12 protein-coding genes and 1 pseudogene are annotated in these 15,304 nt (G+C 40.3%); 9 read left to right on the plus strand and 4 right to left on the minus strand.

The window, feature by feature from the left end; all coding sequences use genetic code 11:
- Positions 1-8: 8 nt before the first annotated feature.
- Together ACQKL0_RS16665 and ACQKL0_RS16670 are read right to left on the minus strand one after the other, a co-directional pair.
- Positions 9-316, minus strand: a pseudogene (locus ACQKL0_RS16665) (nucleotide pyrophosphohydrolase).
- A gap of 2 nt (positions 317-318) precedes the next feature.
- Complete coding sequence (locus ACQKL0_RS16670; RefSeq protein WP_427688674.1) at positions 319-1,956, minus strand: DUF2075 domain-containing protein; 1,638 nt, start codon at positions 1,954-1,956, stop codon at positions 319-321.
- A 401-nt stretch (positions 1,957-2,357) separates the two neighbouring features.
- On the opposite strand from ACQKL0_RS16670, the gene ACQKL0_RS16675 reads away from it, so the two are divergent.
- The 5 genes from ACQKL0_RS16675 to ACQKL0_RS16695 all read left to right on the plus strand — a co-directional run bounded on the left by ACQKL0_RS16675 (position 2,358) and on the right by ACQKL0_RS16695 (position 7,992).
- Positions 2,358-3,257: a PEP/pyruvate-binding domain-containing protein gene (locus ACQKL0_RS16675; RefSeq protein ID WP_427688676.1), complete on the plus strand. Its 900-nt coding sequence runs from the start codon at positions 2,358-2,360 to the stop codon at positions 3,255-3,257.
- A gap of 22 nt (positions 3,258-3,279) precedes the next feature.
- On the plus strand, positions 3,280-4,914 hold the full coding sequence (locus ACQKL0_RS16680; RefSeq protein ID WP_427688677.1) for a PEP-utilizing enzyme: 1,635 nt from the start codon (positions 3,280-3,282) through the stop codon (positions 4,912-4,914).
- Complete coding sequence (locus ACQKL0_RS16685; RefSeq protein ID WP_427688679.1) at positions 4,898-6,235, plus strand: MFS transporter; 1,338 nt, start codon at positions 4,898-4,900, stop codon at positions 6,233-6,235. Before ACQKL0_RS16680 ends, ACQKL0_RS16685 begins: the two co-directional genes overlap by 17 nt.
- Before the next feature lie 903 nt (positions 6,236-7,138).
- Positions 7,139-7,456 carry a PadR family transcriptional regulator gene (locus tag ACQKL0_RS16690; RefSeq protein ID WP_427651351.1) on the plus strand — a complete coding sequence of 106 codons (318 nt, stop codon included), beginning with the start codon at positions 7,139-7,141 and terminating at the stop codon, positions 7,454-7,456.
- Complete coding sequence (locus tag ACQKL0_RS16695) at positions 7,453-7,992, plus strand: DUF2812 domain-containing protein (protein ID WP_427651352.1); 540 nt, start codon at positions 7,453-7,455, stop codon at positions 7,990-7,992. The genes ACQKL0_RS16690 and ACQKL0_RS16695 overlap by 4 nt, the downstream gene beginning before the upstream one ends.
- A 110-nt stretch (positions 7,993-8,102) precedes the next feature.
- On the opposite strand, the gene ACQKL0_RS16700 is transcribed toward ACQKL0_RS16695, so the two are convergent.
- The gene (locus ACQKL0_RS16700) at positions 8,103-9,245 is read right to left on the minus strand and encodes an ABC transporter permease (protein ID WP_427688681.1); all 1,143 of its coding nucleotides are present in this window, start codon (positions 9,243-9,245) and stop codon (positions 8,103-8,105) included.
- 129 nt (positions 9,246-9,374) lie between these two features.
- Between ACQKL0_RS16700 and ACQKL0_RS16705 the strand changes: the two genes are divergently transcribed.
- The gene (locus tag ACQKL0_RS16705) at positions 9,375-9,962 is read left to right on the plus strand and encodes a TetR/AcrR family transcriptional regulator (RefSeq protein ID WP_427688683.1); all 588 of its coding nucleotides are present in this window, start codon (positions 9,375-9,377) and stop codon (positions 9,960-9,962) included.
- 163 nt (positions 9,963-10,125) lie between these two features.
- Here the strand turns inward: ACQKL0_RS16705 and ACQKL0_RS16710 are convergent, their stop codons facing one another.
- Positions 10,126-11,025, minus strand: a complete 900-nt coding sequence (locus ACQKL0_RS16710) for a 3-hydroxyacyl-CoA dehydrogenase (protein WP_427688731.1) — start codon at positions 11,023-11,025, stop codon at positions 10,126-10,128.
- A gap of 316 nt (positions 11,026-11,341) precedes the next feature.
- Between ACQKL0_RS16710 and ACQKL0_RS16715 the strand changes: the two genes are divergently transcribed.
- The 3 genes from ACQKL0_RS16715 to ACQKL0_RS16725 all read left to right on the plus strand — a co-directional run bounded on the left by ACQKL0_RS16715 (position 11,342) and on the right by ACQKL0_RS16725 (position 15,053).
- Positions 11,342-12,127, plus strand: coding sequence for an SDR family oxidoreductase (locus tag ACQKL0_RS16715; protein WP_427688685.1), 786 nt, complete (start codon positions 11,342-11,344; stop codon positions 12,125-12,127).
- 252 nt (positions 12,128-12,379) lie between these two features.
- Positions 12,380-13,612 carry a cytochrome P450 gene (locus ACQKL0_RS16720; protein WP_427688687.1) on the plus strand — a complete coding sequence of 411 codons (1,233 nt, stop codon included), beginning with the start codon at positions 12,380-12,382 and terminating at the stop codon, positions 13,610-13,612.
- A gap of 715 nt (positions 13,613-14,327) precedes the next feature.
- Entirely contained in the window at positions 14,328-15,053 is a 726-nt protein-coding gene (locus ACQKL0_RS16725; protein WP_402871658.1) for a 3-ketoacyl-ACP reductase, read from the plus strand.
- The last annotated feature ends 251 nt before the right edge of the window (positions 15,054-15,304 follow it).

The following is a 15,304-nucleotide window of genomic DNA, read 5'->3' on the forward strand; positions in this document are numbered from 1 at the left end:
AGTATTTTTCACTTATTAATAACAGGATATTTCCTCCCGTTTTTCACAATCTTTTCTTCCACAATCTCTTTTACATCCAATCCCAGATCAGAACATAACATTAATGTTAAATCAAAACATCGGCGATTTCTTCACGAATGTTTTCTTTATTTTCTTTGAGTGCTTTCTCGCTGCTAATCCACTGAAAGTCTTCTAGTAGTTCTGCTGCTTCAATGGATATGGAGATGGCGAGGTCTTTTGGGTTATGATATTGTCTCCAGTCCCTTTCATCTCTAAAATCATTGATTACTTTAATTAAGCCTTGAATATCGTTCATCATCATTTTCCCCTTTTTAGCTCAAGTAGTTTCTGTCTTAGTTTTGGGTCTGTGGCATAAATATATAAACCATGTATACCCCGTTTCATCAAGACATTAATGGAATTCAAGATGATTTCTTCTCTAATTTCTCGGTTTTTTTCTGGTGATAAATCCGTCCGTGAAATGAATGCACCTGTATCTTTGTATTTGGAAGAATCAATGATTAATTTGTTTTTGCCTTCATCATAGCTTAGGGAAGGGCCAAGAACAACTCCAACGTAATTTAGGTCAAAACCTTGTACAGTATAAATGGAACCAACCTCTTTAATGGAGCCCGGATTCTCTGCCCACGTCACACTATCTTGGGTGATATTCCAAGGCATATTAATTCCCTCTTCATCGACAATATAAGTTTTTCCATCTTTTTTATGTAAATAATCAAAGGTTGAGACAATTCGAGAAAGACCGATTTCGTTGTTTTTATTTTCAATAGCTTTTTTAAACGTCTCAGCATCTTCAAAAAATTTAAGTTCGAAGGAGGAGTCTTCCTCTGACGGTAAAGGAAGAATTTCCTTTGCAATAAAGTTGTCAATCCACTTAATTGTTTCTGGATTTGCATTCATTCTCATTTGATCCGTAAGCTTAACAGTTTTCGCGTTATATTGCTTTGTGATTTCCTCTAGCAATTTATCATTCCAATAGCTTTTAATCTTCAGCACTTGCTTTGGATCAAAGATGACTATGGAGATTTTACTACGCTTAATGATTTCATCCAGTTGGTTTTGGTAGCGGAAATTATTATAAGAATCTTCCTTTGTCAGAAGCAAATGAGCTTCATCAATCAATACGATATCTGCCGTTTCTCCCACCTTTGTCTTCTCATTAATAAATGGCGTTGGCTTCATTAGATTCTTTTTCTTCAAGTTGGGTAAGCTGTTGGCAATACTTTTATATGTCTTCAGCATCTCAGTGTGATTCACTAGCAAGTAATTATCTGTATTTTTAAGAGGGCTATCATCTTTAGCCAAATCTTGAATCGTGTTAAACAGAGAGCTTAATAAGACACTTTTACCTGTGCCTGCATCGCCCTCAATCGCAATTACGTGATTTCCCTCTTTACCTATATGTTCTTTGCAAAAATCGAGAATCTCATTTTTGATATCAAGCTGCTGAGGAGAGAGCTCCTTATAAGGAGATAACTTATAAATGTCCTTGTTTCTAAGGTTCTCAACTGTATCGCTCACAATGTTCTCTTCTCTAAGTTTTTCCCAAATAGCTTGAAAGAGTTCTTCATTATAAAACGATTTCTGGTAGTAATTATGCATGACCCTAGATCTGGTCTGGCTCACATTTTGCAATTGATATTGGTTATCCGCGATGAAGTAGTTAATTAAATTCGACTCAATATTGTACGTCGCAGACTGATTGAATTTCTTATGTCCAATTAAAATAGAGCGGTCCAAATTCTTACGTTTTTTATCCTCTAAATGAGTTTTTAAACGTCGTGAAGCTTGAACCGTTTGCCCAATATAAGCAGAGGGTCTTTTTTTCTCATTATAAAGTATATATAAAATCGGATAGTTATTTAGATGTAGTGTCTTTAGAGTATGTAAATGATCAGGAGTAAAATCCCTTTTTTCAAATACTAGTCCATTCATGAGTTTATCCTCGTTATCTCTTTTTTTCTAATAGTACCATATATATTAGACTGTTTTTGAAGGATTATCTATTATTACCGCACCAAAAGTGTCTTATTAAAGTGCCCTATTGTCTGCTTTATACTCTCTAGTGATAGTAAGACAGATTAATCTATATCCGTACAGGCTACGAAAAAAATGTGCCTTCGTTTTCGTGGGCCACTTGTGTGTAATTATAGGTGAAAACTGAATCATTTATTCAGTAAATGGTTTCACTGTAAAAGATAGTAATTTATGAGCATTTATTCTTTTGTAGATTGCAAAGTATACTAAATTAGAGTTTAATAGAAAAGTGGTTAAATCCTAATGCGTATTTTGTACTATCATTACAGTGTTCATAAAGAAAAGGGGTTTGTTTTTTAGTGTTTACTGTGTTCCTGAAAGAAGCTAACCAAGAATCGCTACTGGAAGTTGGGTCTAAAGCATTACACTTGGCGAACATCATAAACGAGGGTGTAAATATCCCAAATGGATTTGTTCTCAAAGCGGGTGCTTTAAAAAGATTTATGAAAGAGAATGCTTTACATAATCAAGTACATGAAGAGGAATTCATTGATGTATTCATGGAGGCGCCTCTTCCGAAAGATATAGAAAAGGAAGTGTTATCTTCCTATGAAAAGTTGAAGGAACTAGCAGGCTCCGTTGATTTGGCAGTGGCTGTTAGGTCATCATCTTCTGCGGAAGATTTAAAGGACGCTTCCTTCGCAGGTCAATATGAGACGATTTTGAACGTTTGTGAAGAAGAGCAATTGCTTTATGCAGTCAAACAATGTTGGGCATCCTTGTTCTCCGATCGTGTTCGTGAGTATGCTGCACAAAAAGATATTTCTTTAGATGCGTTTCCTATGGGGATTTTAATTCAGCAAATGGTGTTCCCGGATGTATCCGGCGTGATCTTTAGTCTGAACCCCATTACTCAAGATACCAATGAAATCATCATTAATGCGAGTTACGGCTTGGGTGAAGCCATTGTTTCAGGAATTGTGACCCCCGACACTTTCATCGTGAATAAAGAAACAAAGTCTATCATGAAAGATTTAGGTCTAAAAGAAGTGAAGATATTGCCTCTTGATAATCAAATCATTGAAGTGGAAACGACACCGGAAGAAAGTGACGCCTACTGTCTTAATGAAGAAAGCATCTTATCTTTAGAGTCTGTAACAAGTAAACTAGAGGCATTTTATGAATTTCCTGTTGATATAGAGTTTGCCATTAAAGATGACATGATTTTCGTTCTTCAATCTAGACCCATTACATCTTAGAAATAAGGAGAGTGCGAAAAATATGTTGAATATTGAAAATTTCCGAAGTGAATTAATGCTTAACGAAGAGGATAAACAAAATGGATTTTGGTTTCTAGATGAATTGCATCTACCCGGTTCTTTAACCCCCCTGTTTGCGTCTTACATGGCACCAGCCGTTACAGAAGGGACAAAAAAGGCTTATGAAACATTGAAACTTCCAATCCATCAATTCCAAATCAAGATTTCTGATTCTCACTATTATCAGAATACCGTTTCATATCAAGGGGATATTGCAAAACGGTTGGAAGAAAATGCAACGGCTATAGAAGCATTGTTGCCAAACTTAAGTGATATATTCTGGAATTATATGAATCAAGAGTTAATACCGTACTTTACCACACTGGACCAATACCGTAAAAATGGCTTTACTTTGGCAGAAGCAAAGGGAATCCTTATAGAATTATTTGAATTTTTCAAACGCGCATGGGAGATTCACTTCGAGGTCGTTATGCCTAGAGGCTCTGTTGGTTTACTTTTAGAAGATGCCTATAAGAATTTAACGGGTGACACGAATACGACCTATGTGTATGACCTCCTTGAAGGTGTGATGAACAAATCATTAGAAACGGATCGAGTTTTATGGAACCTTGCGAAGGTGGCTATGGCGTCACCAGAAGTGTCGAGCTGTTTTGCTTCCGTTCCTAATGAAGATTTAGTGACCGAGCTTACAGTATCTCCTGCAGGCCAAACTTTCCTGGACCAAGTTCAAGATACGTTAGAAATTTACGGGTGGCGCATCGCGAATTCCCATGAGTTTTCTGATGAAACATGGGTGGAGAATCCTGAATATGCCTTAGCTGTCATTTCGGAATATATGAAGAAAGACTTCGATTTTGATGAAGAATTTGCACGTGTTGTAGCGGAACGCGAACATAAAGTTTCCGCTCTGTTAGAGAAGTACCCGGAGAGTGAAGCAAAAGCAAGGTTCAAGCAGATCCATGACTGGGCGTTAGCCTATTGGGGTGTTGATGAAGATCATCACTTCTACATTGATGCCATGCTTCCGGCTAAAGCTCGAATGGTTTTATTGGAAGTGGGTGCACTCTTAGTTGAAGCAAAAGCAATTGAAAAAAATAGCGATATCTTCTTTTTATACCTGGATGAGTTAGTGGAGTTAGTGAATAACCCAAGAGATATAACCACCAAAATTGTTGAGCGCAAGGCTGTACATGAGCAAAATTCGAAGAAAGATATTCCTCAGACGTACGGTGTGCCCCCTCAAGAGGAAGTGGCGCCTGTTATCGAAAGAATCTTTGGAACAAGAGCGGCGGAAGTGGATGAACAAGAGAAAAGCTTTAAAGGGTATGCGGCCTCAAAAGGAGTCCATACGGGTACGGTGAAAATTGTTCGGGATCAGAATGATTTTTCTAAAGTTCAGAAGGGTGATGTACTCGTTTGTAAAACAACACTCCCACCATGGACCGTGCTATTTTCTATATCCGGAGCTGTTGTCACGGATGCAGGAGGAATCCTGTCTCACGCTGGAACGGTTGCCCGTGAATACAAGCTTCCAGCTGTTTTAGGTACAAAAGTGGCAACGCAAATGTTACAAGACGGTGATATCGTACGTGTGGATGGAACAAATGGAGTCGTGTACATTGTTAAAGAAAAGTAACAATATTCCTTTGCTTGCGATTTTAACGGGGGCTTTTCTAGTCCCGTTGAATTCTACAATGATAACGATAGGTTTATCTACTATCATGGACGCCTTTCAGACGAATGTAGCAAATGTCTCCTGGATTGTGACGGTGTATCTCATTATCATGATCGTAGCCCAACCAATAGCAGGAAAACTCGGGGATATGTATGGAACACGCAAATTGTTCTTACTCGGCTTGCTTTTATTTCTAGTGGCTTCGTTAGTATGTGTCTATGCACCTAATTTACTGGTATTGATCATTGGTAGAGGCATTCAAGCTTTGGGCGGGGCATTGATTACGCCTAATGGAACGGCGATCATTCGCTTTATTACCCCTAAGTCAAAGTTAACCAAGGCATTCGGTGTGTTTGGTTTTGCGATGTCCATTGGGGCGGCACTCGGCCCACTCATTGGGGCCATGCTAATTAGTGGATGGGGTTGGCATGCCACCTTTTGGATAAACATTCCTTTAGCTGTTTTATCATTCTTTATCGCTTATATATTCTTACCGGATATCGAACCGAAAATCCATACTCGATTAGATATTCAAGGATCCATTCTATTAGGTACATTCTTAACGGTTCTTGTCCTGATCGTGACAAATGAATGGTATAGGAATGGTTGGCTATGGTTGGTCTTCATATTAGCTTTCGTTCTATTTGTATATAGAGAGAAGCGATATGGCAATCCAATCATCGATTTTTCACTCTTTAAAGACGCCAGTTTTACAAGTGCCAATCTATCGATCCTACTGAACAATGCCATCATGTATTGCACCATTTTAATAATGCCAATGATGCTAGAAAGAGATGCCGGATACTCAATCGGATCGATTGGACTTCTTTTGTTCGTATTCTCTTTAGCTATTTCCATTGCATCATGGGTAGGTGGATATGTAGAAGGTAAGATGGGAAAGGGTATGACGGTTAGGTTATCTTTTGCCCTATTAGGTCTGGCATTGGTATTATATGTTGTTCTTCCAAGTATCAATGGAATAGTCTTTGCGGGTTTGATTTTATTTCTAGGTGGGATTGGCTCGGGATTAGGCGTTCCTTCTATGCAAGCTGCATCTCTTGAATCCGTTGCCAAGGAATTAACAGGGGTTGCTTCGGGTATTTATTCCATGTTTCGCTACTTCGGTTCAATAGCCGCATCTGTCATCATCAGTTTACAAATTCATTACTCAGTGACTATGTATATCTTGATTGCATTTTCGATATTTGGCTTGATTGTATCGAAAGGCATGTTCATCCGTGTGAAAAAAGAAGAAAAGAATGCAAACACACACATTTTATAGCTTATGCAGAAAGTAGACAAACTTGAAAATCGGTTTGTCTACTTTTTTTGGTTTGTACCATATGGACGTTGATTTCCACTTCCAGGCACTCGCTTTCCGCGGGCGGTCCGTGAGCCTCCTCGGCTTACGCCTGCGGTGTCTCACGTAGACACGCGTTTCCCGCAGGAGTCTCGTGCCTTCCGTTCCAATCAACTATGTTTTATCTCATAGATCTGAATTCTTTTTACTAAAGTCATGGATGTTGAATATAAGGAAGTGGATTTCCGCTTTCCGCGGGCGGTCCGTGAGCCTCCTCGGCTTACGCCTGCGGTGTCTCTCGTAGACGCGCTTTGCCCGCAGGAGTCTCGTGCCTTCCATTCCAATCAACTATGTTTTATCTCGTAGATCGAACCTTTTTCCTAAAGTCATGAATGTTGAATATGAGGACGTTGATTTCCACTCCAGGCACTCGCTTTCCGCGGGCGGTCCGCGAGCCTCCTCGGCTTACGCCTGCGGGGTCTCCCGTAGACACGCTTTGCCCGCAGGAGTCTCGTGCCTTCTGCTCCAATCAACTATGTTTTACCTCATAAATCGAACCCTGTTTTCCTAAGTCGTGAATGAATATGAGGACGTTGATTTCCACTCCAGGCACTCGCTTTCCGCGGGCGGTCCGCGAGCCTCCTTGGCTTACGCCTGCGGTGTCTCCCGTAGACGCGCGTTTCCCGCAGGAGTCTCGTGCCTTCCGTTCCACTCAACTATTTGTTACCTCATAGATATAATCCTTATCCCTGACCTGAATCTTAAACGCACGCTCCTTATCCAGAAACAAAAACTAAATATGTATATCATTGACAGTTATATCGGCCGCTGATACAATAAGTGTATCAACAGTCGATATAACGTTAGACGATAGGTGGGGGAATGATGGAAGATAAGGCTCCTTTGACAGAGGGTGTTTATTACATCCTTTTATCTTTATATGAACCAAGGCATGGGTATGGGATTATGCAATTTGTTTCCGAACTTAGCGATGCTCGTGTTGAGCTTGGTCCTGGAACGATTTATGGTGCGATTAAGACATTGGTGAAGCGAAAATGGATTGTTGCATTAGATGAGGATGGACGAAAAAAGGAATATGTTATTACGGATGCTGGGAAGCTGATGGTGGAAAGTGAAATGAAACGACTCCATGAGTTGTATCATAACGGTTTACTCATTACGAAAGGGGAGAACCAGCTGTGAAGAAAGTAAGGTATCGCTTTTACTTGGATTACGAAAAAGAAGAAAAGTGGATCAATGAGATGGCTACGCACGGTTGGCACCTTGAGAAGTTTTCTTTGGGTCGGTTCACCTTTACAAAGGGGGAGCCTGGTGCTTTCCTTTACCGCAATGAATTTATCATGGGAAAGTCTAAAAGTGAGATGAAGGATTATTTTGACTTGCTTGAAGACAGTGGAATCACTATTATTCATGAATTTGGTGGCTGGGTGTACATGAAAAAAGTAGCATCTGAAGGTCCGTTTGAACTATATACAGATACACAATCAAGGATCGATTATTATAAGCGCATGTTGAATATTTTTCTTTTACTCTTTTTTATAAATGTCTGGTCGGGTATTGTGAACGTAGGTATTTTAGGGGAACAATCACTGCCGGAATTCTTTAACTCAGCTGTTGGTATTCTTAACATTGCCGTAGCATTGCTTATCGCCATTCCCATTATAAAAATCATTCAACGGAAAAGGGCATTGAAGAAAAGCCAGCAGTTTTTTGAATGAGCTAACACATCCATTGAATTCAAGGAGAAAGTAAAAAAGGTCTGAGTCCGATGAATAATCGAACGCAGACCTATCTATTTAATCAAGGAGTTACTTTACATATTCCTGTTTTAGTCATTTTGTTTAGGTGTTGGTTTGAAAATAGACAGCAGGTAAATCACTAAACCGACAATACCGATTCCTGCAATCGTGATGAATGATCCACCGGTGTAGAAGCCACTACCGAAGTAGAAGATTTCACGTAATCCTTCAGACGCAAAGCGGATTGGAACCCAAGGGCGTATGAAGTTCACGAAGAAATCGGGTAGCATTTCTAGTGGTGTCATTAATACACCCATACCTAGAAGCATGACAACCATGAATAACGTGATGGCTGGTTTACCGATCCATGCCGTAATGGCTGATACTAATAGGAAGAAACAGAATGCTGCAAACGATACGAAGAATGCAACCAGTAAGTAACTTGGCATGTTAATACCGGCGATGGAAGCTAATGTCGAAACTGTAAAGCCAGAGAATAGGGCGATGATCACGCCGAATAATACTTGACCACCCATTAAGCGTAAGGTTTGTTTGCGTGTTAAGTTTTCTTTCTTAGTGATATTTGATATGGCTAAGAATAGGATAAAACCGCCGATTAAGGCACCTACCCAAGCAGGTACGGCCATTAATGTTGGTGCACTACCGTTTGCCGTTGAGGCTGTGATTTCATTAAACACTTTTTCTTCGGAAACGATTGGGTTCACTATAACAGCTGCTTGGTCTGCATCAATTTGTTGACCATCCATTTGGTTGATGAAATTTGTAGAATATTGATTATTTAATTGGGTAACTAAGCCGTTTAATGCAGTTTTCGCAAAGTTAGCACCCGTCATGTTATATCCTTGGTTAATATAAATTTTCAATTGAGCGGATTTGTTATTCTTCACGGCATTTTGTAAGCTATCGTTATAGCCTTCAGGAATGACCAATGCGGCATAGTACTGTTTATCATCGAATAGATCTTCAATATTTTCTTCTTTTTCCTTTGTAAAAGCCAACATCGGCTCTTCGCCATCCGTGCCTTTACTCATTTGTTCAACGGCTGATTGGACAGCGTCTACATGTGTTCCTTCATCATTGACAATAAGGGCAACCGGTAAATTTCTTACTTTCGGGTTTCCTTGGGCGAATAAGTTTACTGAAAATAGTGCGATAATTAATATAACCGCGATGGGAGCAGCCCATGCTAGTTTATTTTTAAATAGTCTCAATGTATATCATCCTTTCTCAATTTTCAACATGTTGTTCAGTGGTATGTATATATCTTATAGTTTTTAGGACCATATAAGCAATGAACAAAAGTGAACAGATTGTTCAATTTTAGGACGGAGGTGATGATGATGAGCATGTATGCAGAGAAAAATCGAAAAACTAAACAGCTCATTCAAACGTCGTTTATACATATCTTAGAAGAAAAGTCCTTTGATTCAATTACGGTAGGGGACATTACGAAAACGGCACAAATTAACCGTGGAACATTTTATTTGCACTATCAAGATAAGTTCGATTTGTTAGATCGAATCGAACAGCAGTTGTTTGAGGACTTAGGCAATCATATTGATGAATTGCAATCGCGCTATTCATCGACTCATACGTTTGAAAAAGGACAGGAGCAATTAGCGGCTGCCTTATTTAGCTCCATTAAAATGCATGCGCCCTTATTAAAGATATTTTTAAGCAATCATGGGAGAACAGGTTTCCACCTTCGATTTCGAGATGCCTTTTCCGAAAAAGTGCGTGTGAATTTAGAGAAAAATGAAAGCTTCCATGCATCCGATTTAAAAGTGCCCATGGACTACTTCCTATCCTTCATTACGTCTGCTTTTTTAGGATTGATCGAGCAATGGGTACAAAATGACTTAGATAAAACCCCTCAAGAAATGACCGAATTATATATTGATATCATTTCCTATATTCAAAAGAAATAACCAGGCGCGAAATATCGAAACACATTGCATACTGAAGAAAATTCGGGGATCTGGATTAACTTTACTATAAAAATAAAACGGCTTGAGCCCATATTAAAGAGCTCAAGCCGTTTCATTTTTTATAATAGCGATTTGCGGACACGTTCTGGATGTGCATTCATATTTATCCTTTTAAGAAATCAGCTTTAGCGAAAGCAGGGTTCGGGTACTTGTAGAAGCCTTCTCCTGCTGCTCTGCCTGTTTTCCCTTTGTCGATGTATTCCGTTTTCAAGAGGTTAGCCAATTTTACGAAATGTGGATCACCTGCTTGAGCCTTGGCATTGGCAATGTTATAGGCGGTGGTGATTCCTACTACGTCCAAGATGGCGAAAGGTCCGAGTGGAGCGCCTGTTGCAATCATCCATGTCTTGTCGATGGTTGCAGGGTCCGCGACTTCATTCAATAGGAGTCCTTGGCCTGCTTCCAAGAACGGAACCAATAAAGAGTTCAAGATATAGCCGGGTTGCTCTTTATGTAATGGGAGGGCAACCATTCCGATCGCTTTTGCGAAATCAATCACTTCATCAAAGAACCGGTCATTTGTCCCAGGGTGCTTCATGACTTCAGCGGTATTGTTTTTCCAGATTTCATTCGCAAAGTGTAAGGCGAGGAACTTCTCGGGACGGCCTGTCGCTTCTGCAAATTGACTTGGCAATAATGTCGAAGAGTTCGTTGCGAAAACGGTTTTTTCGGGCGCCATTTTTCCTAATTCCGTATAAAAATCGGTTTTAATCTGAACGACTTCCGGAATCGCTTCAATCACAAGATCCGCATCCGCTACAGCCTTTGCAAGATCGGAGTGGAAAGTAAGACGGTCAAAAGCCGCATTCAAATCTTCGTCTGTTGCCCCTAAATCTTCTTTATAATACGGCTTCAAGTTCGTGATTCTTTCTTTGGCACGTTCTAAAGCTTCGTCGTTAATGTCATATATCGTTACATTGAATTTTCCTACGTAAGCAGTTTGGAAGGCTATCTGACTTCCTAAAACGCCGCTTCCTGCAACTGTGATGTTTTTGTAATTCATCATCGTAAAAACCCCTTTTTCGTTAGTTATCCTCGGTTGTTTAAGCTTTCATGAATGAAATGCAGGGATAGACTTGATGTTTTTTAAGTATTCCCGTAAACGACCTTAATAAACGCAAAGACAAATTCGGGTGCGTGTCTAAAGTTCTATTTAATTTTAACAAAAAAGGGGAACAAAGTCCTTTTGGAAACCTTGTTTTCCCTTTTTTACTCCCTGACTTATTTGTCTATTGCCCCTGGGAAAAGCGTTATTTTGTTTAGGTCTATAGCAACGGGGAAGAAGAAATAATAGAGAATATTGATAGGAGGAATAGTAGATGACTAAAACGATTTTCATCACGGGTGCAGGCAGTGGGCTTGGGAGAGGAACGGCATTAGGATTAGCGAAGAGAGGGCACCACGTGATTGCGACGACCGAAATCACATCCCAGAAAACGGATCTAATGCGAGAAGCACAGGAGCAAGGCCTGAATATGGACGTGCTCAAATTGGATATCACGAATGAACGGGACAGGGCCCTGATTGACGAGTATGATTTTGACGTGTTTGTGGCAAATGCTGCTATCAACGAAGGCGGTGCACTAGGGGAAGTGCCGATGGATCGGTTCCGGGCGATTTTCGAAGTGAATGTATTTGCGACACTTGAATCCGTCCAACATGCAGCAAGGAAGCTGGTCAAAAAAGGAAGCGGAAAAATCGTGTTCTTGAGTTCGATGGCCGGAATTATCACGACCCCATTCGGAGGTCCCTATGCGACAACCAAACATGCCATCGAGGGTATGGCGTTAACCTTGAAGGATGAGCTTGAGCCATTTGGGGTGCAGGTAGCGACCATCAATCCGGGTGCCTATAATACGGGCTTCAACGACAGGGCTGCAGAGGAGAAATGGAAGTGGTTCGATGAGGAACGCAACTTTACACGGAAGGAAGATATGGAGAAACAGGATGCGGGATTAAAGAACCAACTTGATCCGGAAGACATGATCGAGAAGATGATTGAAATCATCCCGGCCGACCACCATAAATTCCGTACAGCCTATCCGGAAAAAACGGAAAAACAGATGAAGCAAACCGAGCAGGATCGTTGGGACATGGAGATTTGATGAAACGAATAAAAAGCACTCATTTTGAGCCATTCAAAATGAGTGCTTTTTTTATGTGGTCTTTAGGCATGCCTGTACCGCCACATAGAAGAGACCTACTACCTACAAAAAAACCAAAGGTATTCAAATGTGGGTTTCATGCCCTATTACTTATTGCTTTTTTCAAAATACTCTGTTTAGAGTAAGCTGAACATACGTACAAATGTAGAAGACAGAGAATCTTTAGATGTTTTGAAGGAGGAATAAGACTTAATGAACAAAGAAGTGATTCCTATTAAAGAAATTACGAATTTTCAATCACGTGCTGATGAGTTTTTCCCGATTGAATGGTACAAAGAAATGCTTCACAATCAGCCTGTCTATTTCCATGAGGGAACGAATACGTGGAATGTGTTTAAATATGAACATGTTAAACAGGTGTTAAGTAACTATAAGGTTTTTTCGAGTGAAGGGCCTAGAAGTGCTATTTTCGTTGGAGCGGGTAAGAAGGCAGAAAAACCTTCTTCCATAACGAATCTTACATTGGTGGATCCACCTGCACATCGGAAGAGCCGCTCCTTGTTAGCAGCCGCTTTCACCCCGCGCAGTTTGAAAGAATGGGAACCTCGTATTCACCAAATTATTAGCGACCTTGTCAATGACATTCCAGCTGACTCAACGGTCGATATTATAAAAACATTCTCTGGCCCTTTACCTGCTATGGTTATCGCGGATTTATTCGGGGTGCCGATTCAAGATCAACACCAGTTCAAAGAATGGGTGGATATCCTGTTCCAACCTTATGACGAAGCAAGGTTGGAAGATATTATGCGTAAAAAGGAACAGGCGGCAAAGGAATATTTCCAATACCTATATCCGATTGTCGTTCAAAAACGTTCGAATCTGTCAGATGATATTATCTGTGACTTAATCCGGGCAGAAGTGGATGGGGAAAGATTTACGGATGAAGAGATCGTGCAGGCGACGATGCTCCTATTAGGCGCGGGTGTCGAAACGACTAGCCATGCGATCGCGAATTCTTTCTATTCATTACTTTATGATGATCCGTCAATCTATGGAGAACTCCGGAATGAGCCTGAATTGATTCCGAATGCAGTCGAGGAAATGCTACGGTATCGGTTCCACAGCTCCAGACGAGATCGCACGGTTAAAGAAGATAATGATTTATTAGGGGTTCCGTTAAAAAAAGGGGATACCGTCATCGCTTGGATGAGCGGCTGCAATCTGGATGGAGATATGTTTGAAGATCCTTTCAAGATAGACATCCGCCGTCCAAATAATAAGAAGCATTTGACCTTCGGAAGCGGGCCACATTTCTGCTTAGGGGCACCGCTTGCACGATTGGAAATGAAATTGGCTTTGGAGCTTTTCGTCAAGAAATTCTCTCGTATCGAACCTGTCGAAGGGTTTGATTTAGAACAAAACTTAACCGAATCCGCTACTGGACAGTCCTTAACGTATTTACCGGTCAAGGTCTATAAGTAAGAGAGGAAATTGCAATGCTTTAGGGACATCAGAATACTCTGATGCCAGAGTTTAGACAAAAGGGGGTCGGAAATATTAAGTTCCGATCCCCTTTTGAAATTCCTTTCGAATCTTCGCCTAAACTTGCCGTGTCCAATTTGCCATCTTCTATACATTCAGGGCAGGCTCCATTTTAAGAACTAATAATTCTATTGTGAAACAATCATGACTTAGGAAATAGGGTTTTATCTATGAGTTAAAACATAGTTGATAGGAACGGAAGGTACGAGACTCCTGCGGGAAAAGCGTGTCTACGGGAGACCCCGCAGGCGAAAGCCGAGGAGGCTCGCGGACCGCCCGCGGAAAGCGAGTGCCTGGAGTGGAAATCAACGTCCACATGGTACAAGCCATACAAACTCGATTTTTATAGGTTTGTCTACAGTCTGGCATCAGAATACTTCTGATGTTCTTTTTGCCATTATTTTCATCGGGAGAATCAACGATCAGAAAACTTTCTTAATGCTGTGGTGTGCTCGAAATAGTCATGAATGATTCCTTTAAATTGTTTGCATAGCAAGAGAGCATTAAGAATATAAAACAAAGTTTACGAAAACCTAATCAAGAAAATACTTATAGATAGATTCTGCAAAAGACCAAGCAGGCTTTTAGGAATATCCAATCCAAAATAGTATAATAGAACGTATATGAAAGTTGATTTAGAAAGGGGCTAACTATTATGGCACAATCATTAAAAAATAAAGTAGCAATTGTTACCGGTGGGGCAAGAGGAATCGGGAAAGCAACGGCTATCGCACTAGCTAAAGAAGGAGTAAACGTGGGTTTACTTGCAAGAACAGAGGCAACTCTAAAAGAGGCGGCTACCGAAATTGAAGGGTTAGGCGTTAAAGTGGCCTATGCAGCGGCTGATGTTTCATCAAAGGAACAAGTGGAAGCAGCGATTGAATCTTTAACAAAAGAGTTGGGGAATGCGGATATTCTAATTAATAGCGCGGGTATCGGAACATTCGGTACGGTTATGGAAATGGATCCGGAAGAATGGAAACAAATCATTGATACAAACTTAATGGGCACCTATTATGTAACACATGCTGTACTGCCTCAATTAATCGAGAAAAATGGTGGGGACATCATTAATGTGTCTTCCACAAATGGATTGAGTGGAGCCGCTACATCAAGTGCATACAGTGCATCCAAGTTTGCCGTAATTGGTTTTACAGAATCCTTAGCACAAGAAGTTCGCCGCAACAATATTCGCGTGTCTGCTTTGACACCAAGTACGGTGGCAACAGATCTTGCGCTTGACCTAAGCTTAATTAAGGAAAATAACGATACAAAATTCATCCAACCTGAAGATATTGCAGAATTCATCGTGGACCAATTAAAGATCAATCCACGTATGTATGTCAAAACAGCAAGCTTCATCGCAACGAACCCATTTTAATGCCGTTTATTTTCAATAAATAAAGAACTAAAAGAGTTAGTTATCCAAAAGGATAATTGACTCTTTTTTTGTTATGAAGGCATCTAAGTTAATGAGAATAATTTCTGGTTTTCTGGAGAAATTTATCAATTATAGGTTTTCTTTTTTCAAAACGAAGGTATAGAAGAAGTATTGTCTAATTAGTTAGTAAACGACTTTTAAGAAATTAAGGGACGGCCCCTAATAGATAGATGAGCGGTTATCTAGTAATC

Source organism: Peribacillus sp. NPDC097264, assembly GCF_050277925.1.
GTDB lineage: Bacteria > Bacillota > Bacilli > Bacillales > DSM-1321 > Peribacillus.